Here is an 18084-nt window from a genome sequence, read left to right on the forward strand (position 1 = left end):
GACAACCTCATCTAGCAGGAGCTTCGCTACTTATGGGCGGCGGTCACCCGTCCGCAACCGCCCCGTGACCTGCGGACTCAGGTTGGAATCAGCTCCTTGCTCACCTGGACGAGCTGTTTTCCGAGGTTGGCGCCGTCGAAGAGCCGTTGCAGAGCGGCAGGGGCGTTATCGAGACCGTCGATGACGTCTTCGGCCCAGCGCAGTCGCCCCTCGGATACCCAGCCGGCGAGACGGGACAGCGCTTCGGGGAACTCGGACACGTAGTCGAAGAAGATGAAGCCCTCCATGCGAGCCCGCCGGAAAGCCAGTTGCATGTAGTTGGACGGCCCCGAGCCGTATCCGGTGGCCGTGTACCCGGACGAGATCGACCCGCACAGTGCGATGCGCGCATGGAGGGCCAGCCGGTCGAGCGCGTTCTCCAGGAGTACGCCGCCCACGTTGTCGAAGACGGCGCTGAACCCGTCGGGCGCGAAGGCGCGCAAAGCGGCCGGGACATCGTCGGCGCGGTAATCGACGCACGCGTCGAACCCGGCGACGTCCCTCACCCAGGCGACCTTTTCGGGCGAGCCGGCGGTGCCGATGACCCGAGCGCCGAGAAGCCGCGCGATCTGCCCCGCGAGCGAGCCCACGCTCCCGGCCGCGCCGGTGACCAGAACGGTGTCCCCGTCGGAGACGTCCAGCACGTGTGACATTCCGATGAATGCCGTCAGCCCGCTCACGCCGAAGACGGTGAGCATGTGGCGGGGATCGATCCCGTCCGGGACGGGGTTGACGCCGAACAAGCCGCCGTCGCGGGCCACGACATATTCTCGCCATCCCAGGTCGCCATAGACCCACTGCCCCTCCGGCAGCACCGGATTGCGGGACGCGACCACGCGGCCGACGCCACTGCCGCGCATCACCTCGCCGATTCCTACAGGTGCGATGTAGGTGGCGTCGGCATTGAGCCACGTCCGTTGTGTGGCGTCGATTCCAAGCCAGACGACCTGCACCAACGCTTCGCCGTCCTTGAGGGAAGGCACTGGCTCGGTCTGCTCAGCGAACGTGTCGGCGGTGATGCCCGCGCTCGGACGTTCACGAAGCACCATCTGGCGGGAGGTCTGGACGGGCATGAAATCAAGCTTTCTCGTTGGAGCGTGTCGCTTGGCTGAACGTCGCGGTCAGTTCGCTGATGACGTCGTCCACTGGAGCGCCGAGTGCGACCCGCAGCCCTTCACTGTCGAGGGTGCGTCGAAGCATTGATGCCATCATGACGGGGTCGAAGCGACGCAGTTCCTCGCTTTTCTGGCCTTCCTCGAACAGCGCCACAAGGTCTGAGAGGGACGCCGCCACGAGATCGTCGTAGGAACCCGCCGCCGTTGCCGCCCGGTGTGCGACGACGGCAATCAAGGCACGCGTCTCCACTGGTCGCTGCGCGCAGTACGCAAGAAAAGTGCGGATGTAGGAGGTGAGCCGGGCTAGGACGCTGCCTTGGCTATGCAGCGTGGCGGCGAGTTCCGGCCCGAGACTTCCGACCACGTGAGCGACGACGGCGTTGAGGATCTCGTCCCTGGTCTCGAAATTGCTGTGGTAGGCGCCACGGCTGTACCCGGCCTCCTCCGCGATCGCCTCGACGGAGGTGGCGGCGACCCCACGCTCCGCGAACAGCCGCGCCGCCGACACCACAAGCTCAGCACGCGTCCGCCGCTGCCGCTCGACCCGCGTCTCTCGTCTCGCCATGGCCGCAGGATACATCACCGTATCTGGATACGTGGCCGTATGCAGACGGTTGAGACGGAGGGCTGCTGGTGTCGAGCTGCTTGCCTGAGTGCGACGTGGTGACCCCGCAGGGTGGTTCATGTGCCCAGACGGCTGTGTGCCTTGCCTTCAACGGAAAGGGAGATCGCCGGCGGCCCGGAATGCGGAGATGTCATGGTTGAAGGCTGGCGCGGTGCTGTGAACTCGACAATCGTCCAACAGTCGAGAGATGCGGGATGTTCGCCGGAGGTCGTTCCTGCGAGGCATGTTCGTACGAGGCATGTTCGTGGAATTGTGGTGGGGGCGGCGCTGCGTACGGGGCTGCCCCTCCAAAGTCAAGGGCGCCTTCGGCGTCGCTTCGCGATGGGACTCCGTCCCACCCTTGACTTCGGAGCCTCTACGGCCCCTGAGTGCAGCTTTCGTCGGGCAGGCTCCGCCTGCCCTCTGCCTGACGCGCCGCCCCCACCCCAACAAAGAAACCACAACACACAAGTGCAGAGCGTCAAATCGAAATGCCCGAAATGAGCCTTTGGAGAAAACAGGCGAGAGCCGATCAAGGAAGTCCAAAAGAATCATGGTCGAATTTCGGCTCGAAAGGACGAAGTGGCGTCCGGCCGGATATCATAAGGGCATGAGTTCAATCGCGGTCGACCTCGATGCCGCGTCCACCATGGAATTGGTGAACGCGGCATCGGCGATCGCCGCCGAACTCGCCTCCCGCACCGCCCCCGAATCGGCAGCGGCGTGCATGGAACTCACCGAGACCCTCGCCACCGCAGGCGATCTGCAGGAGGCCGCTCTGGCCGGGTTCATCGGCGTGGTGGACGGTGCCCGGGAGGTGCAGCGGTGGGGCTTCCCCTCCACCCGATCGTGGCTGCGGTCCCGCCTGGGGATGCGCGAGTCCCGCGCCAAGGAACGCCTGACCCTGGCCCGGCAGCGCCACCGTCTGCCCGAGATGACCGAGCGGTGGACCGCTGGTGACCTGTCGGCCGGATATGCCGCCACCATCGCCGACGCGACCGCCCGACTCGACGACGATGACTGCGGCAAAGCCGAAGACATCCTGCTGGGCATGGTCGACCAGTGCTTCTCCGCCGGGAAGGTCGCCAGCTTCGGCAAGCGGATCCGCGACGTCATCGCCGAACGCGACGGCACCGAACAGGCACCCGAGGACGCCCAACGCGGTTATGAGCGGTCGTGGGTCGACTCGACGCGTTCGCTGGACGGTGGCCGCTACATCAAGGGCTGGCTGAACGCCGAAGACGCCGCCATCTGGGACGGCACCCTCGGGCCGCTGGCCAAACCCGCCGGAACCGACGACCACCGCGACCTGTCCGAACGCACCGCCGCCGCACTCACCACCGTCCTGTCGGGCGGGCACAAGGCCACCAAGGTCACCGTCATCTGCGACCTGGACACCCTCACCGGCGGCACCACCCCCGCCCGCCTCACCGACGGCACCCCCATCCCCGCCGCCCAAGCCCGCCGCATCGCACTCGCAGCCGGAGTCTCACCCCTGCTGCTCGGCGGCGGCAACACTCCGCTGTACCTGGGCCACCGGGTCCGATTCGCCACCGCCCCGCAACGCCAGGTCCTGGAGACCCTGTACTCCACCTGCGCCGTCCAGGACTGCGAAGTACCCGGCAGCCTCTGCGAGGTCGACCACGTCAACGGCTGGGCCATCGGACGAAGTCCCACCGACATCGACCAACTCGCCCTCACCTGCGGATGGCACAACCGCTACAAACACACCAACCCAGACCGCCTCCACATCACCAAAACACCGGACGGCCGCTACACCTACCGCCTCCACCCACCCGGAACCAGAGCCCTTCCCGAACCCGGCCGCCCACCACCCTGGCCACAAGCCGCATGATCGGCAGGCCCTGTCCTGCCGTCGCGGCAAACAGGCCAAGGACTGCTCGCCTCAGCCTGGCCGCCTACCTCCTCCTTGGCCCAAGGCCGCATGACCGCGCGTCGATGCCCCGGCCCGTCCGGCCGCCACACCAGCACGCTCCGGGCCGGGCCGCCGTCCGCCCTGGGCGGGTCGCTTGCCGAGCTGGCCCAAGGCCACGTACCTGCAGCAGCATCCCCGCGGCCCGACTCGCCCCCCAGCCAAGTACCTGGATCCGTCCGCCAGCCGCGCCGGCCGACGGCTGTGCGATTGCAGGCGCAGACCCCGCGCCCGGTCACGCCACGGACACGGGCCTGGAGCCTTCCCCCAGCCCCCTCGACTGCAGCTTGACGAAAGACCGCGTGACCGCAGGTCCATCCACATCTGGCCGCTCCCCGCAGCACGGGCCGGGCCACCCTAGGCTGACCGACCGCTGGGTTGGCCCAGAGGCCGATTGCTTGCGCCACACACCGCGCCCGGGCCGCCTTGCGGCGCCCTCAGAACCGTTCCAGCCGCACTGGCCAAAGGCGGTGTCATCGCCACGCTCTCGGGTCAGTGTCGTAGGCCGGAAGGCAGGCCGTCCAGGGTCTGTCCAGTTAACGGTGTAACTCGATCTTGCAGGGTCTAGTTGCGGGCGGCGGCCAGGCGGCCTTCAAAGGTGATCTCGAAGGCGTTGAGGGCGGCCTTCCAGCGGGAGATCCAGCGTTTGCGGCCGGTGCCTTTGGGGTCCAGGCTCATGACCGCGAGGTAGACGCACTTGAGCGCGGCCTGCTCGTTGGGGAAGTGGCCGCGGGCCTTGACCGCGCGGCGGATGCGGGCGTTCACCGACTCGATCGCGTTGGTGGAGCACACGACCTTGCGGATTTCGGGGTCGAACTGCAGGAACGGGACGAACTCGGCCCAGGCGTTCTCCCACAACCTGACGATCGCCGGGTATTTCGCGCCCCAGGCCTCGGCGAACTCCAGCCACCGCTCCAACGCCGCCGACTCGGTCGGGGCGGTGTAGACCGGCTTGAGCGCCTTGGCGATGGCGTCCCAGTCCTGGCGGGAGGCGTAGCGGAAGGAGTTGCGCAGCAGGTGCACGATGCAGGTCTGCACCAGCGCCTGCGGCCACACGTTCGCGACCGCGTCCGGCAGCCCGGTCAGGCCGTCGCAGACCACCATGCAGGCGTCGGCGACCCCGCGATTCTTCAGTTCGGTGAGCACGTGCAGCCAGTACTTGGCGCCCTCACCACCACCGTCGCCGGCCCACAGCCCCAGGATGTCGCGGGTGCCGTCGACGGTGACGGCCAACGCGACGTAGATGGGGCGGTTGGCGACCTGCCCGTCGCGGATCTTGACCTGGATGGCGTCCAGGAAGATCACCGGGTAGACCGGGTCCAGCGGCCGGTTCTGCCATTCGGTCATGCCGTCGATGACCTTGTCGGTGATGGTGGAGATGGTCTGCTTGGACACCGACGCGCCATACACCTCGGCCAGGTGCGCCGAGATCTCGCCGTGGGTCAGGCCCTTGGCGCTCAGCGACAGCACCATCTCCTCCACCCCGGTCAGCCGCCGCTGCCGCTTGCGCACGATCTTCGGCTCGAAGCTGGCGTCCCGGTCGCGAGGCACCTGGATCTCCACCGGCCCGACCTCGGTGGTCACCGTCTTGGACCGGTGCCCGTTGCGCCAGTTCTCGCCGCCGGCCCGCTCGTGCCGGTCATAGCCCAGGTGGTCGGTGATCTCGCCCTCCAGCGCCGACTCCAGCACCTGCTTGGTCAGCTGGGCCAGCAGCCCGCCCTCACCGGTCAACTCCAAGCCCCGCGCTCGAGCCTGCGCAACCAGCTGCCCGACCAGGTCCTGATCGACCCGGCCCGCGCCCTTGCTCTTGGAGGGCTTGTCGGCCTTGGCCACCGCACCGTCTGCCTTCACTTCAGATGTCGTCATCAGGTGTCACTCCTTGATCAGGAGTTACACCGAAAACCGTACAGTCCCACCCTCCAGCCGAACCGGCGCGTCCTGTGTGAGCCCTCTGGGCTTGGAAAACTGCCAGTTCACGGGCAGAGAGCGCTTGCGGCTGGGACGGTTCTCCTCGGCTGGTTGCCCGCCTGTTTGTTGGTGGCCATGCTCACGAGCGGTCGTGCCGTCTACATGGTCTGGGGGCGTCCGCAGCCCGGGCGGCTGCCACCTGTCGACGCGGCGTGTTCTCAGGTGCTTGCGCGTTGGCTTATCGGCGTGGAGGTGTGCAGGGGCGGGGGAGGGGTGCTTGGTTAGCGGGTTTGGTCGGTTGGGCGGATGAGGATTTCGTTGACCGCTACGTGTTCTGGCTGGGTGAGGGCGTACACGACGGCGTTGGCTATGTCTTCGGGCTGGAGGGTGCGCATGGACGCGGCCATCTGCTGTGCGGCTGCCCGGGTCGCCGGGTCGGAGATGTGGTCGGCCAGTTCGGTCGAGACGAAGCCCGGTTCCACGATCACCACGCGGACGCCCTGGGCGGTCACCTCCTGCCGGAGTGCTTCGGAGAACGCGTTGACGCCGAACTTCGTCGCGGCGTAGACGGCGCCGCCCGCTGATGCGATCCGTCCTGAGGTCGAGGAGACCTGGAGGACGGTGCCCTTGCTCTTCAGCAGGTGCGGAAGGGCCGCGTGGACGGCGTACATCGAGCCGAGCAGGTTCGTTTCGACCATGCGGGTCCATTCGGTGGTGTCGGCGCCTGCGATCGGGCCGCTGAGCATTACCCCGGCGTTGTTCACCAGGACGTCCAGGCCGCCGAAGTGTTCGACGGTCGCCGCTACTGCGGCCTGCACTGACTGCTGGTCTGTGACGTCCAGGTTCAGGGGCAGTACCTCGCCTGGTGCCTTGTCCGCGAGGGTCGCCAGGCGGTCGGCTCGGCGGGCGCCGGCGGCCAGGTTCGCGCCTGCGGCTGACAGGGCCAGTGCGGTTGCCTCGCCTATGCCTGAGGACGCGCCGGTGACCAGGACGATCTTTCCGTCGAGCTTGTCGTTCATGGCTTTCCCTTCGATGTGCGGTCTGCGCTCCGGTCAGACAGTAAGCGGACCGGGTGGTCACCTTAGAGTAGCTCATAAGCGGACCGATTGGTCACGTTAGGTAGAGTGGTCGCCGGAGGAAGGAGCGGCACATGGCCAGGAGCGTCCCGTCGCGCAGTGATGCGGTGCGGAACCGCCGGCTGCTGCTGGACGCGGCGGCCCGGACGTTCGCCGAGCGCGGGGTCGAGGTGTCCATCGGCGAGATCGCGGAGTGCGCCGGGGTGGGCAAGGGCACGGTCTTCCGGCACTTCTCCTCCAAGGCCGACCTGCTGGCGGCGATCATGCTCGGCATGCTGGACGAGCTGGAGAGCACCGGGACCGCGCTGCTGGAGGCCGACGATCCGGGGCGGGCGCTGCGGGAGTTCATGGCCGCCGGGGTGGAGATCTTCGTCAGGGACCGGGCGTTCTGCGAGGTCGTCGGCCGGCCTTCCCTGCAGAGCGAGCAGGTGCGGGAGGCGATCCAGCGGCTGCGCGACGTCGCGGAGGGGATCACCGACCGTGCGCGGCGGCAGGGGGCCGTGCGGCCGGACGTCACCGGCACCGATGTGGTCCTGCTGCTGAGCGGCATCCAGCACACGGCGGCGCCGCTACTGGATCATGAGCCACAGGCTTGGCGGCGTTATCTCGAGCTGGCTCTTGATGGGCTTTCCGCCGAGTCGCGGCCGGACCTGCCGTATCCGCCGCCGGGTCGGTTGTCGCTTGTGGGAGCGGAGGGCGGTCCTGGCGGTTGAGCCTGCCCAGGATTCGTGTCGCCGCTTATGTGATCAGGTACGGGCCTGGTCCTGAACTGCTCGTTTTTGATCACGTGGGGATGCCGGAAGCGGGGACTCAGGTGCCTGCGGGTGGTGTCAGGGGTGGTGAAGGCTTGGTGCGGGCGGTTTTGCGGGAGGTTTTTGAGGAGACGGGGCTGAGCGATGTCTCGGTTGTTCGGCGGATTGCCGTGGAGGAGAAGCCGCATCCGTGTACTGGGGAGTCTCGCCGGACGTCGTTCTTTCATCTTGTCGCGGGGGCCTCTGTGGCTGACGCCTGGGAGCACGTGGTGGATGGTGACGGGGGCGATGCGGGGTTGACGTTCGCCTGCCGGTTCGTGTCGTTGCCGTTGGCGCGGCCGCTCGCAGATGACCAGGGTGCTTGGCTGGGGCTCGTTGATACGGCCTTCGTTCGTGACGACTGACGGCTGTAGAGTCGCCGGTGGCATTGACTGACGCGGGGTGCCCCTTCGTGGGGAGAATCGGGAAGCCGGTGTGAATCCGGCACGGGCCCGCCGCGGTGACCGGGGAGCTGTCGTCCACGCGCGTTTGCGCGGCCACTGGCCGGAAGGCTGGGAAGGCGGGCGGTCCAGCGTCGATCCGGGAGTCCGAAGACCGGCCCCGCTCCACGCGGCCGCCTTGCGGCGGCCCTACGCAGCGGGAGCCTGCCATGGAGCTTTACGACGTCATCCACCGTCGCCGCGATGTGCGCGCCGAGTTCACCGGTGCGCCCATTCCGCGGGACGTCCTCGACCGGGTGCTCGCGGCGGCGCATGCCGCGCCGAGCGTGGGGCTGTCGCAGCCCTGGGATTTCATTCTGGTGAGGGACGTTCGGCTTCGGCGTGCCTTCTATGAGCATGTCCAGGGGGAGAGGGCTGTATTCGCTCGTGACTTGCGAGGGGATGCGGCTGAGCGGTTCGGGAAGATCAAGATTGATGGGGTTCTGGAGTCCACTCTTTCGGTTGTGGTCACGTACGACGCTGCTCGGGGTGGGCCTGCGGTTTTGGGGCGGCATGCGATCGCCGATGCTGGACTGTACTCGGTCTGCCTGGCCATTCAGAACTTGTGGCTGGCCGCTACGGCGGAGGGTTTGGGGGTGGGGTGGGTTTCGTTCTACCGCGAGGTCTTTGTGCGTGAGTTGCTCGGCATTCCGGGGGACGTTCGTCCGGTCGCCTGGCTGTGTCTGGGGCCGGTCAGCCGTCTGCAATCCGCTCCGGATCTCGAACGGCACGGGTGGCGGCAGCGGCGGGAGCTGGATGCCGCCGTTCACCTTGATCGGTGGGCGGGGCGGTCCTGAGGCGGATCGCCATGTGGGCCAGGAAGGCCACGCCGGCCAGCAGGTAGCAGTTGGCGATCGGGGTCAGGAAGATGTGGAAGCCGTATTGGAGCGGGTGGCCGTTGTGGGGCGTCCACCAGAGCGGGGAGAGTGCGAAGAGGGCGTAGGCGGCCAGGGCGGTTTTCCGGTTGTTGTTTCTGAGGAGTACCGCCAGGGCGGGGACGATCCATACCCAGTGGTGCGCCCAGGAGATGGGGGAGACCAGTAGGCCGGTCGCGCCTGTGACGGCTGTGGCGGTCAGCCAGTCGCCTCTTCTTGCCCAGAGGACGGCGATCGTCAAGCCGATCGCGGCGATCGTCAGCGGGATGGCGGTGTACCAGTCACCCACTTCGGCCGTGCCGCGCAATATGCGGTTCAGGGTGCCGTAGGGGGATTGGTTGCTGATGTACGGGACGCCCACCCGGGACGTGTCGTAGAAAGTGTCCAGCCAATAGACGCGGGACGCTTCCGGCGCGATGACGTAGGTCAGCAGGGTGCAGGTGGCGAAGGTGGCCGTGGCGGTCACGGCGTCCTTCGAGCGCCTCGTCAGTAGGAGCAGGACGACGAAGATGGCTGGGGTCAGTTTGATCGCGGTCGCGATGCCGATGGCGATTCCGGCGGGGCGGCCTTGGGCGGCGCGGTGCATGTCGGCCAGGACGAGGGCCAGCAGGAAGAGGTTGACCTGGCCCAGGAAGAACGAGTGGTAGACCGGTTCCAGAAGGAGGCCGCCCGCTACGACGGCGATGAGGGGGACGTGGCGGCCGGTCAGTTTCATCGTGATTCTGCATGCCCATATGAAGGCGGCCAGTGCGGCGAATTGCCAGATCACGCGGGCCAGGGTGAGGGGCAGCAGGGAGAGGGGGGTGAAGAGGGCGGCGAAGAAGGGGGTGTTGGTGAACCAGTGGTCGGCCAGCTGCTCCGTGTAGAGGCGGGTCCCGTCGGTTATGGCGTCTCCGCCCAGCCAGTAGATGCGGAAATCCAGCGAGTCGTAGGTGATGGAGAATACTGCTATTGCTGCGACTTCGATGGCCAAGAGCAGTGGTATCCAGCGTTTCATGCGGATAACGGTGTCGATGGGCCCAGTTTTTGCGCATCGGGCCGTCGCACACATTTGCGGAACGCCCGTTAGCCCGTGGGATTACGCCCGCGGGCCAATGTGCGGGAGAACGGCCGGCGGTTACGATCGGCCCATGTCAGCCCGAGTGCGCCGTCTCAGCGGCGCGGTTCTCGCCTGGTCGGGAGCCGCGCTCTATCCCGGCGTCCTGTTCCTCGCCCTCTCCACCGGGCGGTTCATCTCGCGGGAACTGGACATCCTGCTCTGCGTCGGCCTCACCGTGCTCGTCGCCGCGCTGCTGCGGCGGAACCCCCTCCCGGCCCACGCGATCCTGCTCTTCTCCTGGATCCTGGCCCTGTCGGAGACGCCGAACGGCGTCGTCGCGGGTGGGCAGATCCTGCTCACCGATCTCGCGGTCTGCTACATCGCGGCGACACGGCCGCGCTGGGTCTCGGGCGCCGTGGCGGTCGTCACCGGCGTCCTGCAACTGCTGTCGGTCGCGGCGTTCTTGATGGCGGACGAGGTGCTCCTGCTCACCATCGTCCTGGCGATGGTCGTCGTGTGGATGACGGGCAACTCGCTGCGGGTGCGGCGCGCGCATGCGGAGGCAATGCGCGAGCGGGAGACCGCGCAGGCCGTCGCCGCCGAGCGGCTCCGGATCGCCCGCGAGCTGCACGACATGGTCGCGCACAGCATCGGGATCATCGCGATCCAGGCGGGCGTGGGCGGACGGGTGATCGAGACGCAGCCGGCGGAGGCCCGCAACGCGCTGGGCGCGATCGAGGCCACCAGCCGCGACACCCTGTCAGGGCTGCGGCGGATGCTGTCCGCGCTGCGCGCCGACGATCCCGTGCCGCTCGGTCCCGCGCCGGGCCTGGCCGACCTCGACCGGCTGGCGGCGGCGACCGCGGACGCCGGGGTCGCGGTCGACATCCGCCGGACGGGGGAGCCGCGGGCGCTTCCGCCGGACGTCGACCTCTCCGCGTACCGGATCGTCCAGGAGGCGGTCACGAACGTCGTCCGGCACGCGGGCACCGACCGCTGCCGGGTGACGATCGACTACCGCGACGGCGAGCTCGCGATCGAGGTGGCGGACGACGGGCGCGGCGGCGTGGTCGGCGCCGGGTACGGCCTGGTCGGGATGCGGGAGCGGGTCGCGCTGCTGCGCGGCGAGTTCGCCGCCGGGCCGTCCCCCGCGGGCGGGTTCCGGGTGGCGGCCAGCATCCCGGCGCCGGCGGCGGCCGTATGACGGTCCGTGTCGTGCTGGCCGACGACCAGCCGCTCATCCGCGCCGGGCTGCGCGTGCTGATCGCCGACACCCCGGACCTGGAGATCGTCGGCGAGGCCGGGACGGGCCGCGAGGCGGTCGACCTGGTCGAGGCCCTTCACCCCGACGTGGTCGTGATGGACATCCGCATGCCCGACATGGACGGCATCGAGGCCACCCGCCGCATCACCGGGGCGCACGTCATCATGCTGACGACGTTCGACGACGACGAGTACGTGTACGGCTCGCTGAAGGCGGGCGCGAGCGGCTTCCTGGTCAAGGACATGGCGCTGGAGGAGATCCTCGCGGCGATCCGCGTCGTGGCGGGCGGGGACGGGCTGATCGCGCCCAGCGTCACCAAGCGGCTGATCGAGGAGTTCGCCGCCCGTCCCGAGCCCGCCGCCGCGCCGCGGCGGGCCGAGCCGCGGGAGGTCGCCGGGATCACCGGCCGCGAGCGCGAGGTCCTGACCCTGGTCGGGCGCGGCCTGTCCAACCAGGAGATCGCCGACGAGCTCTACATCAGCGTCGCCACGGCGAAGGCGCACGTGGCCCGGCTGCTGGCGAAGCTGGCCGCCCGCGACCGGGTGCAGCTGGTCATCATCGCCTACGAGCTGGGCCTCGTGGCGCCCCCTACCGGCGGTAGTACTACCTGACGTGGTGACCTCGGTATCGGTCGGATAACCTTGAAGCCGTGAAGGGTCTGGGAGAGCTTGAACGCACGGTCATGGAGGTCCTGTGGGAGCGGGAGGACGCCGGCCACCAGGCGGCGACCGCCCGTGACGTGAGCCGTGCGCTCGCCGGCGACCGGGACCTCGCCCACACCACGGTCATGACGGTGCTGGACAGGCTCGCCAAGAAGGGCTTCCTGGAGCGCGAGCGCGACGGCCGGGCCTGGCGCTACCACCCGGTGGCGAGCCGGGAGATGTACGTGACCGAGCTGATGCTGGGCGCGCTGAACGAGACCGGTGACCGGGACGCGGCGCTCGCCCACTTCGTCCGGTCCGTGTCGCGGGACGAGATCGACGTGATCCGGGAGACCCTCGCGGGCCTCACGAGTAAGGAACCACCGGCATGACCGGCGCCGCCCTGCTCGCATTGATCTCTCTCGGGACCGTCGGCGGGGCGCACTTCCTGTCCCGCGCCCGGTGGACGTGGCGAGCGCCGCGCATCGGGATCGCGCTCTGGCAGGCCCTCGGGCTGTGCTGGGGCGTCGCCACGATCGGAGCCCTGCTCGGCCTCGCCCTCCTCCCGTACCGCAAGGGCGTCCTCGGCGGGCTGCCCGGCCTCTACGACGACCAGGCGGCACGCCTCGGCGCCGTGCAGGTCGCGGCGCTGCTCGGCGCGATCAGCCTGGCCGGCGTGCTGCTGGTCATGCTGATGTTCGCGGTGGTCCGGGTGTTCCGGGCCCGGCGGCGGCACCGGGCGCTGCTCGCGTTGGTGTCGCGCCGCGACTCGTCCGTGCCCGGCACCCTCGTCCTCGACCATCCGGGCGCCGCCGCGTACTGCGTGCCGGGCGTGCGCTCGCACAAGGTCGTCGTCAGCGCCGGCACGCTGGAACTGCTCGACCGCGGCGAGCTGGCCGCGGTCCTCGCGCACGAGCGCGCGCACGCGCGCGAGCGGCACGACCTGGTGCTGCTGCCGTTCACGTCGCTGCGCCAGGTGTTCCCGCAGTTCCACCTGGTCGGGCGGTGCCTGGACGCGGTGGAGCTGCTGATCGAGATGGCCGCCGACGACCGGGCCCGGCACCACCACCCGGCGCGCGAGCTGGCGACGGCGCTGCTGCGGTTCGCCGCGGCGCGTCCGGCGGCCGCCCCGTCCGGGACGCTCGGCGTGGCGCACGGCGACATGCCGGTGATGGTGCGGGTGAACCGCCTGCTGGAGCCGGAGCCGGTGTCGCGCCGCATGCGCGTCGCCGCGTCGGTCGCGGTCCCGGTCATCGCCGGCCTTCCGCTGCTGCTTCTCGTCCTGCCTCACTAGCCTGCGCGGGCGGTTCCGGAACGGCGGCCTGCGGCTTCGGGCGGCGCAGGACGAGAAGGGACACCGCGAGCGCGGCGACCAGGAGCCCGGCGGAGACGCCGAACGCCAGGTGGTAGCCGCCGGTGAGCGCGTGGGCGGCGTCCTCGCCGTCCGCGCGCAGGGTCTCGGTGCGGGCCGCGGCGAGCGTGGTCAGCACCGCGACGCCGAGCGCCATCCCTACCTGCTGGACGGTGTTGAACACTCCTGACGCGAGGCCCGCGTCCTCCGGGCGGGCGCTCGACATGCCGAGCCCGGTCAGCGACGGCAGGACGAGCCCCGCGCCCGCGACCAGCACGAACACCGGGAGCAGGTCGGTGGTGTAGTCGGCGTTCACCGGGACGGTCGTCAGCCACGTCATCGCGCCGATCAGGAGCACCAGGCCCGCCATCAGCACGAACCGCTCACCGAGCCGGTTGGACAGCCGCGCCGACACCAGCAGCGAGACCGCGCCGATCGCGACGGCGGCCGGGAGCATCGCGAGGCCCGTGTCCAGCGCGCTGTAGCCGAGGACCTGCTGCATGTAGAGGGCGACGACCACCTGGAACGAGAACATCGCCGACAGGGTGAGCAACTGCACGGCGTACGCGCCGGAGACGTTCCGCGAGCGCAGGATCCGCAGCGGCATCAGCGGGGTCGCGGCCCGCGCCTGCCGGACGGCGAACCCGGCGAGCAGCAGCAGCGACACCGCGCCGAGGCCCAGCGTGTGGAGCGAGATCCAGCCGTGGCCCTCGACCTTCACGACCGTGTAGATGCCGAGCATCAGCCCGGAGGTGACGAGCAGCGCCCCGGCGATGTCCGCGCCGGCGGCGAGGCCGAGCCCGCGGTCGCGGGGCAGGGCGGGGAGCGCCAGCAGGATCGTGGCGAGGCCGATCGGCAGGTTGATCAGGAAGATCCAGTGCCAGCTCAGCGCGTCGGTGAGGACGCCGCCGAGGACCTGCCCGATGGACGCGCCCGCCGCGCCGGTGAAGCTGAAGATCCCGATCGCCTTCGCCCGTTCGCGCGGGTCGGTGAACAGCGTCACGAGGATGCCGAGGACGACGGCGGTGGCGAGCGCGCCGCCGACGCCCTGGAGGAGGCGGGCGGCGATCAGCACGCCGGACGTGGTGGCCGCCCCGGCGAGCGCGGAGGCCGCCGTGAACACCGCGTTCCCGGCGAGGAACAGGGTCTTGCGGCCGACGAGGTCGCCGAGCCGTCCGGCGAGGAGCAGCAGGCCGCCGAGCGGGATCAGGTAGGCGTTCATGATCCAGCTGAGCCCGGCGGGGGAGAAGCCGAGGTCGGCCTGGATGGCGGGGGCGGCGACGGTCACGATGCTGCCGTCGAGGATCGCCATCAGCATGGTCGCCGACAGCACGCCGAGCGCGGCCCAGCGGGACCGCAGCAGGCTGGAAGGGGTCGTCTCCGTGGTCATGGAGCGACCGTAGCAGATGGTTTTGTTATAGACGATCCATCACGGATCTATTTTTTGCCCTGCCGGACGCGGCGGGCCGGCCGGGCGGTCTCGACGGGCGTCGCGAGATGCCCGGTGACCAGCGTGTTCAGGGCGCGGACGAGCACCTCCCGCTCGCCGTCCGGCAGCGACCCGAGGGCGGCCTCGTGCACGCCGTCCACGATCCGCTGGCTCTCCGCCGCGACCCGCGCGCCCTCCTCGGTCACCGCGATGATCCGGGCGCGGCGGTCGGTGGACGACGGCCGGCGCTCGGCGAGGCCCGCCTTCTCCAGCGCGTCCACGGTCACGACCATGGTCGTCTTGTCCATGTCGCCGATCTCGGCGAGCTGGATCTGGGTGCGCTCCTCCTCCAGGGCGTGGACGAGGACGCAGTGCATGCGCGGCGTCAGCCCGATCTCGGCGAGCGCGGCCGTCATCTGGGTGCGCAGGACGTGGCCGGTGCGGTCGAGCAGGAACGACAGGTCCGTCGTCGTCCGGCTGGGGGCCATCGAAGTCATGCCGCCAGCCTACCCAGGTTGTTCTGTTGCGGATTATCTGCTAGGGGCCGCATGCCGTCGTCTATGCTGGGGGCATGAACCGCGTATGTCTGGGCTGGTGGCCGTCCTAGGACGGCCGACGCTCGCGCATGCCACAGGGCCGTCCGCTGGACGGCCCTTCTGCTTCTCGGTGACCCGGGGCCGGTCCGGCGGGACGGCCGCCCAGCCCGCTCCCGACCGAGGAGAGACCATGGAGACCACCGCCACCAGCGCCACCACCGCCACCAGCACCGCCGCGGCCGAAGCGCGCAGCCGCGAGCTGGAGGAACGCATCGCCGCCGACCCCGGCGCGTTCCGCATCCTGACCGGTGACCGCCCCACCGGGCCGCTGCATCTCGGCCACTACTTCGGCACCCTCGCGAACCGCGTGCGGCTGCAGCGCGCCGGCGTCGAGCTGTTCGTGCTCGTCGCCGACTACCAGGTGCTCACCGACCGGGACGTCGCCGACCGGCTGTCGGAGTACGTCGAGGGCCTGGTCGCCGACTACCTGGCCGCCGGGATCGACCCGTCCGCCGCGACCGTCTTCCGGCACAGCGCCGTCCCCGCGCTGAACCAGCTCATGCTGCCGTTCCTGTCGCTGGTGTCGGTGCCGGAGCTGAGCCGCAACCCGACCGTGAAGGACGAGATCGCCTCGTCCCGGCAGTCGTCGGTCAGCGGGCTGATGTTCACCTACCCGGTCCACCAGGCCGCCGACATCCTGTTCTGCAAGGCCAACCTGGTCCCCGTGGGCAAGGACCAGCTCCCGCACCAGGAGATCACCCGGACGATCGCGCGCCGCTTCAACGAGCGCTACGCGCCGGTCTTCCCCGTGCCGGACGCGCTGCTGTCCGCCGCCCCGAGCCTGCTCGGCATGGACGGCCAGAAGATGAGCAAGAGCCGCGGCAACGCCATCGCGCTGTCCGCCGGGCCGGACGAGACCGCCAGGCTGATCAGGCGGGCGGTGACCGACACCGACCGGCGCATCGCCTACGCGCCCGAGACCCGCCCGCAGGTGTCGAACCTGGTGCTGCTCGCCGCGCTCTGCCAGGGCCGCGACCCGCACGCCGTCGCCGCCGAGATCGGGGACGGCGGCGGCGCCGCGCTCAAGAAGGTCGTCACGGACTCGGTCAACGAGTTCCTCCGCCCGATCCGGGCCCGCCGCGCCGAGCTGGTCGCGGACCGGACGTACCTGCGCGGCGTCCTGGACGAGGGCAACGAGCGCGCCAACGCCGTCGCCGACCGCACCCTGGCGGAGGTGAGGGCGGCGATGGAGTCCTAACGCGGGGCGATGCCGCGCAGCACGACGGCGACCAGCTCGTCGGCGGAGGCCGGCGGGACGCGGCGCGCGATGTCCTCGCCCTGGAAGAGCGCCGACAGCACCGGTTCGTGGCAGGCGCCGACGAGCATGGACGCGGCGGCGTCCAGCGGCGCGTCCGGGGCGAGGCGGCCGAGGTCGCGCTCGGCCCGCAGGTAGCCGGCGAGCCGGGACCGCCAGTCCTCCTCGCCGCCGCTCAGCGCCGAGAACCGGCTGAGCACCTCGGGCTGCGCGACCAGCCCGGCCAGGGCGGGGACGAGGGCGCCGTGCGTCGCCAGCCCGTGCGCGACGTACGCGCGCAGGTTCTCCTCGACGGTGGCGGTGCCGGGCTCGGGCAGCGGGTCGAGCGCCCGGCCCACCGCCTCCGCCCGCGCCCGCAGCGCGTGCGCGAGCAGCTCCTCCTTGTCGGCGAAGTGGTTGTAGAGGACGCCGTCGGCGACGCCGGCCTCCCGCGCGATCGCCCGGACGGTCAGCCCGGCCGTCCCGCGGTCGGCCATCATCCGCTCCGCCGTCGCGATCAGGTGCTCGCGCAGGGTCCGGTCGCCGGCGCGCAGCGCGGCCGCTTTTCGAGGTGACATCACCGCGCATCGTATTCTCCGAGCGCGAACCCGCGGGCGGCGAGCTCGGGCAGGAAGCCGGGGCCGGCGACGTCCTCGATGTGCCGGACGCCTGCCGGCGCCCCGGCCAGCCGCCGGACGACCAGCGCGGCGGCCGGGCCCGTCGCCCGGCTCTGCCGCCGACCGGCGAACGACCGGACCCGGCCGCCGGACGCGACCGCCACCGCGAACCCGTCCCCGCCCACGTGGACGTGCCGGAACGCGGCGTCCGCGACGACGATCTCCGGGACGTGCCCGCGCAGGCCCGCGACGACCTCCCGCCCCACGGCCCCGTACCCGCCGAGGACGACGACCCGGTTCATCGGCGCGCCGTCACCAGCCACGACCGGCTCCGCAGCCGCACGGCGCCGTCGCGCTCGAAGCGCCGCATCGCGTCCGCGAGCGTGTCGACGAGGTCGTCTCCGGCGCCGTAGTTGTAGCGGATCGGGCCCCATTCGGCGAAGAACTGGGCCGCGTCCCGGGCGTCCCGTCCCCAGATCTGCTCGGCCTCGACCTGGCGGCAGTTCACGGAGCCGAACCCGGCCGCGCCGAGCACCTCCTGGACGCGGTCGGGATCCGACAGCGACAGCGGCCCGTCATGCCCGATCGGGGCCTCCTCGCGCGGCGGCAGCGCGGCGAAGACCGCCTGGAGGTCGGTGTCGCCGATCGGCGCCATCGAGAGGAACGCCAGCCGCCCGCCGTCCCGCAGCGCCCGCCGGATGTTCCCGAACGCGGCGACGGGGTCGGCGAAGAACATGACCCCGACCCGGCTGATCGCCACGTCGAAGGCGCCGTCCTCGAAGGGGTGGACCTGGGCGTCGGCCTGCACGAACTCCACGTTCCCGACGCCCTCCGCCGCGGCGCGGCCGCGGGCGGTGCCGAGCATGGGCGCGGACAGGTCCACGCCCGTCGCCGCGCCGAGCCGGGCCCGCCGGGCCGCGAGCCGGGTGGTCTGCCCGTTCCCGCAGCCGATGTCGAGGACGCGGTCGTGCGGCCCGATGGCCGCCGCGTCCAGCAGGGCGTCGTTGAACCCGCCGTTGACCGCGTCGTACCGGTCGGGGTGCGTGGCCCAGTGCTCACCCTCGTACCCGTTCCACGCCTCCGCCTGGTGCGTGTTGACGATCTCCGCCATGCCCCCTCCTCGGTTATGAAC

The 18084-nt window shown here is 70.3% G+C and carries 19 protein-coding genes and 1 riboswitch; of the genes, 9 read left to right on the forward strand and 10 right to left on the reverse strand.

Translation table 11 applies throughout. The features are described 5' to 3' along the window. Nucleotides 1-77 precede the first annotated feature (77 nt). On the reverse strand, nt 78-1112 hold the full coding sequence (locus ACGFI1_RS43425; protein ID WP_392793486.1) for an NADP-dependent oxidoreductase: 1035 nt from the start codon (nt 1110-1112) through the stop codon (nt 78-80). A 4-nt stretch (nt 1113-1116) separates the two neighbouring features. After that, the gene (locus ACGFI1_RS43430; RefSeq protein ID WP_392793488.1) at nt 1117-1719 is read right to left on the reverse strand and encodes a TetR/AcrR family transcriptional regulator; all 603 of its coding nucleotides are present in this window, start codon (nt 1717-1719) and stop codon (nt 1117-1119) included. A gap of 649 nt (nt 1720-2368) precedes the next feature. Between ACGFI1_RS43430 and ACGFI1_RS43435 the strand changes: the two genes are divergently transcribed. Continuing rightward, complete coding sequence (locus tag ACGFI1_RS43435) at nt 2369-3613, forward strand: HNH endonuclease signature motif containing protein (protein WP_392793489.1); 1245 nt, start codon at nt 2369-2371, stop codon at nt 3611-3613. 642 nt (nt 3614-4255) lie between these two features. Here the strand turns inward: ACGFI1_RS43435 and ACGFI1_RS43440 are convergent. Then, nucleotides 4256-5557: an IS256 family transposase gene (locus tag ACGFI1_RS43440; protein ID WP_392793490.1), complete on the reverse strand. Its 1302-nt coding sequence runs from the start codon at nt 5555-5557 to the stop codon at nt 4256-4258. A gap of 323 nt (nt 5558-5880) precedes the next feature. Further along, nucleotides 5881-6618, reverse strand: a complete 738-nt coding sequence (locus ACGFI1_RS43445; protein WP_392793491.1) for an SDR family NAD(P)-dependent oxidoreductase — start codon at nt 6616-6618, stop codon at nt 5881-5883. Nucleotides 6619-6749: 131 nt separating this feature from the next. On the opposite strand from ACGFI1_RS43445, the gene ACGFI1_RS43450 reads away from it, so the two are divergent. The 3 genes from ACGFI1_RS43450 to bluB all read left to right on the forward strand — a co-directional run bounded on the left by ACGFI1_RS43450 (nt 6750) and on the right by bluB (nt 8703). Next, nucleotides 6750-7388 (forward strand): TetR/AcrR family transcriptional regulator, encoded by a 639-nt coding sequence (locus tag ACGFI1_RS43450; protein ID WP_392793492.1) that lies wholly within the window; start codon nt 6750-6752, stop codon nt 7386-7388. Next, nucleotides 7385-7831, forward strand: a complete 447-nt coding sequence (locus ACGFI1_RS43455; protein ID WP_392793494.1) for an NUDIX hydrolase — start codon at nt 7385-7387, stop codon at nt 7829-7831. The genes ACGFI1_RS43450 and ACGFI1_RS43455 overlap by 4 nt, the downstream gene beginning before the upstream one ends. An 18-nt stretch (nt 7832-7849) precedes the next feature. After that, nucleotides 7850-8044: riboswitch (cobalamin riboswitch) on the forward strand. 32 nt (nt 8045-8076) lie between these two features. Further along, on the forward strand, nt 8077-8703 hold the full coding sequence (gene bluB / locus ACGFI1_RS43460) for a 5,6-dimethylbenzimidazole synthase (protein ID WP_387077945.1): 627 nt from the start codon (nt 8077-8079) through the stop codon (nt 8701-8703). On the opposite strand, the gene ACGFI1_RS43465 is transcribed toward bluB, so the two are convergent. Next, on the reverse strand, nt 8600-9778 hold the full coding sequence (locus ACGFI1_RS43465; RefSeq protein WP_392793495.1) for a glycosyltransferase 87 family protein: 1179 nt from the start codon (nt 9776-9778) through the stop codon (nt 8600-8602). The genes bluB and ACGFI1_RS43465 overlap by 104 nt on opposite strands. A gap of 133 nt (nt 9779-9911) precedes the next feature. On the opposite strand from ACGFI1_RS43465, the gene ACGFI1_RS43470 reads away from it, so the two are divergent. Genes ACGFI1_RS43470 through ACGFI1_RS43485 form a run of 4 tightly spaced genes read left to right on the forward strand, consistent with a single transcriptional unit; the run spans nt 9912 to nt 13019 of the window. Further along, entirely contained in the window at nt 9912-11024 is a 1113-nt protein-coding gene (locus ACGFI1_RS43470; protein WP_392793497.1) for a sensor histidine kinase, read from the forward strand. Then, complete coding sequence (locus ACGFI1_RS43475; protein WP_138638186.1) at nt 11021-11695, forward strand: response regulator; 675 nt, start codon at nt 11021-11023, stop codon at nt 11693-11695. The genes ACGFI1_RS43470 and ACGFI1_RS43475 overlap by 4 nt, the downstream gene beginning before the upstream one ends. Nucleotides 11696-11733: 38 nt before the next feature. Further along, nucleotides 11734-12117, forward strand: coding sequence for a BlaI/MecI/CopY family transcriptional regulator (locus tag ACGFI1_RS43480; protein WP_386876462.1), 384 nt, complete (start codon nt 11734-11736; stop codon nt 12115-12117). After that, the gene (locus tag ACGFI1_RS43485) at nt 12114-13019 is read left to right on the forward strand and encodes a M56 family metallopeptidase (protein ID WP_138638185.1); all 906 of its coding nucleotides are present in this window, start codon (nt 12114-12116) and stop codon (nt 13017-13019) included. Before ACGFI1_RS43480 ends, ACGFI1_RS43485 begins: the two co-directional genes overlap by 4 nt. Here ACGFI1_RS43485 and ACGFI1_RS43490 read toward each other — a convergent pair. Together ACGFI1_RS43490 and ACGFI1_RS43495 are read right to left on the reverse strand one after the other, a co-directional pair. Continuing rightward, nucleotides 12976-14466 carry an MFS transporter gene (locus tag ACGFI1_RS43490; RefSeq protein WP_392793498.1) on the reverse strand — a complete coding sequence of 497 codons (1491 nt, stop codon included), beginning with the start codon at nt 14464-14466 and terminating at the stop codon, nt 12976-12978. The two genes, ACGFI1_RS43485 and ACGFI1_RS43490, sit on opposite strands and share 44 nt — an antisense overlap. Nucleotides 14467-14513: 47 nt before the next feature. Further along, nucleotides 14514-15002 (reverse strand): MarR family winged helix-turn-helix transcriptional regulator, encoded by a 489-nt coding sequence (locus tag ACGFI1_RS43495; RefSeq protein ID WP_138638183.1) that lies wholly within the window; start codon nt 15000-15002, stop codon nt 14514-14516. Between the two features lie 229 nt (nt 15003-15231). Here ACGFI1_RS43495 and trpS point away from each other — a divergent pair, with 229 nt between their 5' ends. Next, complete coding sequence (gene trpS / locus ACGFI1_RS43500; RefSeq protein WP_392793499.1) at nt 15232-16299, forward strand: tryptophan--tRNA ligase; 1068 nt, start codon at nt 15232-15234, stop codon at nt 16297-16299. Here the strand turns inward: trpS and ACGFI1_RS43505 are convergent. From ACGFI1_RS43505 to ACGFI1_RS43515, 3 genes are read right to left on the reverse strand one after another with little or no spacing between them, the layout of a single operon-like run. Next, a complete protein-coding gene (locus ACGFI1_RS43505) occupies nt 16296-16913 on the reverse strand; it encodes a TetR/AcrR family transcriptional regulator (RefSeq protein WP_392793501.1) in 618 nt (205 codons plus the stop codon). The genes trpS and ACGFI1_RS43505 overlap by 4 nt on opposite strands. Then, on the reverse strand, nt 16913-17275 hold the full coding sequence (locus tag ACGFI1_RS43510) for a hypothetical protein (RefSeq protein WP_392793502.1): 363 nt from the start codon (nt 17273-17275) through the stop codon (nt 16913-16915). Before ACGFI1_RS43510 ends, ACGFI1_RS43505 begins: the two co-directional genes overlap by 1 nt. Then, on the reverse strand, nt 17251-18063 hold the full coding sequence (locus tag ACGFI1_RS43515) for a class I SAM-dependent methyltransferase (RefSeq protein WP_392793504.1): 813 nt from the start codon (nt 18061-18063) through the stop codon (nt 17251-17253). Before ACGFI1_RS43515 ends, ACGFI1_RS43510 begins: the two co-directional genes overlap by 25 nt. Between the last annotated feature and the right edge of the window lie 21 nt (nt 18064-18084).

It is taken from the genome of Actinomadura geliboluensis, assembly GCF_043197915.1.
Classification (GTDB): Bacteria; Actinomycetota; Actinomycetes; order Streptosporangiales; family Streptosporangiaceae; genus Spirillospora; species Spirillospora geliboluensis.

What these genes read in the sequence shown, in the direction of transcription:
- ACGFI1_RS43490 (WP_392793498.1), bottom strand. Translation starts at nt 14,466, where the DNA reads ATGACCACGGAGACGACCCCTTCCAGCCTGCTGCGGTCCCGCTGGGCC.
- ACGFI1_RS43495 (WP_138638183.1), bottom strand. Translation starts at nt 15,002, where the DNA reads ATGACTTCGATGGCCCCCAGCCGGACGACGACGGACCTGTCGTTCCTG.
- ACGFI1_RS43425 (WP_392793486.1), bottom strand. Translation starts at nt 1,112, where the DNA reads ATGCCCGTCCAGACCTCCCGCCAGATGGTGCTTCGTGAACGTCCGAGC.
- ACGFI1_RS43505 (WP_392793501.1), bottom strand. Translation starts at nt 16,913, where the DNA reads ATGTCACCTCGAAAAGCGGCCGCGCTGCGCGCCGGCGACCGGACCCTG.
- ACGFI1_RS43430 (WP_392793488.1), bottom strand. Translation starts at nt 1,719, where the DNA reads ATGGCGAGACGAGAGACGCGGGTCGAGCGGCAGCGGCGGACGCGTGCT.
- ACGFI1_RS43450 (WP_392793492.1), top strand. Translation starts at nt 6,750, where the DNA reads ATGGCCAGGAGCGTCCCGTCGCGCAGTGATGCGGTGCGGAACCGCCGG.
- ACGFI1_RS43440 (WP_392793490.1), bottom strand. Translation starts at nt 5,557, where the DNA reads ATGACGACATCTGAAGTGAAGGCAGACGGTGCGGTGGCCAAGGCCGAC.
- ACGFI1_RS43515 (WP_392793504.1), bottom strand. Translation starts at nt 18,063, where the DNA reads ATGGCGGAGATCGTCAACACGCACCAGGCGGAGGCGTGGAACGGGTAC.
- bluB (WP_387077945.1), top strand. Translation starts at nt 8,077, where the DNA reads ATGGAGCTTTACGACGTCATCCACCGTCGCCGCGATGTGCGCGCCGAG.
- ACGFI1_RS43445 (WP_392793491.1), bottom strand. Translation starts at nt 6,618, where the DNA reads ATGAACGACAAGCTCGACGGAAAGATCGTCCTGGTCACCGGCGCGTCC.
- ACGFI1_RS43475 (WP_138638186.1), top strand. Translation starts at nt 11,021, where the DNA reads ATGACGGTCCGTGTCGTGCTGGCCGACGACCAGCCGCTCATCCGCGCC.
- ACGFI1_RS43470 (WP_392793497.1), top strand. Translation starts at nt 9,912, where the DNA reads ATGTCAGCCCGAGTGCGCCGTCTCAGCGGCGCGGTTCTCGCCTGGTCG.
- ACGFI1_RS43485 (WP_138638185.1), top strand. Translation starts at nt 12,114, where the DNA reads ATGACCGGCGCCGCCCTGCTCGCATTGATCTCTCTCGGGACCGTCGGC.
- ACGFI1_RS43465 (WP_392793495.1), bottom strand. Translation starts at nt 9,778, where the DNA reads ATGAAACGCTGGATACCACTGCTCTTGGCCATCGAAGTCGCAGCAATA.
- trpS (WP_392793499.1), top strand. Translation starts at nt 15,232, where the DNA reads ATGGAGACCACCGCCACCAGCGCCACCACCGCCACCAGCACCGCCGCG.
- ACGFI1_RS43435 (WP_392793489.1), top strand. Translation starts at nt 2,369, where the DNA reads ATGAGTTCAATCGCGGTCGACCTCGATGCCGCGTCCACCATGGAATTG.